The organism is Desulfuromonas acetexigens, assembly GCF_900111775.1.
Lineage (GTDB): Bacteria > Desulfobacterota > Desulfuromonadia > Desulfuromonadales > Trichloromonadaceae > Trichloromonas > Trichloromonas acetexigens.
Genome location: NZ_FOJJ01000027.1, coordinates 1 through 1,661 on the forward strand (window position 1 = coordinate 1; position 1,661 = coordinate 1,661).

Annotated in this window: 1 protein-coding gene; it reads left to right on the plus strand. The window is 60.1% G+C overall.

What is annotated here, in order from left to right; genetic code table 11:
* Positions 1-76: 76 nt before the first annotated feature.
* A protein-coding gene (locus BQ4888_RS10695) for an IS3 family transposase (RefSeq protein ID WP_240746443.1) occupies positions 77-1,632 on the plus strand; the annotation gives its coding sequence in 2 pieces (ribosomal slippage) (positions 77-536 and positions 536-1,632; 1,557 coding nt in all).
* The last annotated feature ends 29 nt before the right edge of the window (positions 1,633-1,661 follow it).

Genomic DNA, 1,661 nt, shown 5'->3' on the forward strand with positions numbered 1-1,661 from the left:
CCCCCTGTGTCAGGATAGATGTCGCCTCTCTTTGAGAGCCTTTGAGTGAAACCCGAGGGGCCGAAAGTGAAATTGTATGACTCACTATTCTGAAGAGTTAAAGACGAGCCTCATCGCCCGGATGCTGCCTCCTCAGAACGCCAGCGTCTCCGCTTTGGCGAAAGAGACCGGGATCCCGAAAGACACCTTGTACTGCTGGCGCCTCAAGGCCCGCGGTCGGAGCGGTGTAGGGCCGGACCAAGCGCGGTCGAGTGGCGGCTTCAGCAGCGAAGAGAGATTCGCCATCCTGTTGGAAACCGCTAGCCTCAACGAGTTGGAGCTGGGCGAATACTGCCGCCGCAAGGGGCTCTACCCGGAGCAGATCGTCCAATGGAAGGCCGGTTTTATCCAGGGTGCGAGCCCATCGGCCGGCAAGTTCGAGCGCGAGCAGTTGCAGCAACAGGCCAAGACGATCAAACAGCTCCAGAGTGAACTTCATCGCAAAGACAGAGCCTTGGCCGAGGCGGCGGCTCTTCTGGTGCTCGAAAAAAAGGTTCAGGCGCTCTGGGGGGGCACCGAGGACGAAAAATCGACCTCCAAGAGCGCCAAAAAGTGATTACCTTGATCCATGAGAGCTGCGCCGCCGGTGCGCGCCTGGCTGAAGTCTGCAAGGTTCTTGAACTTTCGCCCCGAACCGTGCAGCGCTGGCGACAGGGCGGTACGGTGAAGACCGATGGCCGCAAGGCGGCGGCGCAGGGTCGGGTGCCGGCGAACAAACTCGCCGAGGCGGAGCGGGCCGAGATCCTGACGACCGCCAATGCCCCGCAGTTCGCCCATTTGCCCCCCAACCAGATCATACCGAAACTCGCCGACCAAGGCCGCTATCTGGCCTCGGAATCGAGCTTTTACCGGATCTTGCGCGAAGAGAAGCAACTGGCCCGTCGTGGTAAAGCCAAGGCGCCGACCCACTCTCGCCCCCCGGAATTGGTGGCCACGGGGCCCAATCAGCTCTGGAGCTGGGACATTACCTACCTGGGCACCACGGTGAAGGGCCGGTATTTCTATCTCTACCTGATCATGGATCTGTTCAGCCGCAAGATCGTCGGATGGGAGGTCTTCGCCGAGGAATCGGCCGAGCATGCAGCTGCGGTTTTCCGTAAAGCGTACCTGCGCGAAGGGGTTACCGGTCAACTGCTGCGGCTGCATTCCGACAACGGCTCTCCGATGAAGGGAGCGACCATGCTGGCCACCCTGCAGCGGCTCGGTGTCGTCCCCTCCTTCAGCCGCCCCTCGGTCAGCAATGACAATCCCTATTCCGAGGCGCTGTTCAAGACCGTGAAATATCATCCCAGCTTTCCGGACAAACCCTTCGACACTTTGGATCAGGCGCGTCAGTGGGTAGCCGGATTCGAACAATGGTACAACGAGCAGCATCGTCACAGTGCCATGAAATTCGTCACCCCGGGCCAGCGCCACCGGGGCGAGGACCAGGAAATATTGCGTCAGAGAACGGCGCTCTACGCAGCGGCTAAAGCCAGTCGTCCCGAACGCTGGTCAGGCGACTGCCGAAACTGGAGCCGACCCGCAGTGGTCACCCTGAATCTCCAGAAGTCGTCCCAAGATCGACTTCTGCTCAAACAAAACGCCGCATGAAAATGCGACAACTTCCTTGACAACGACCG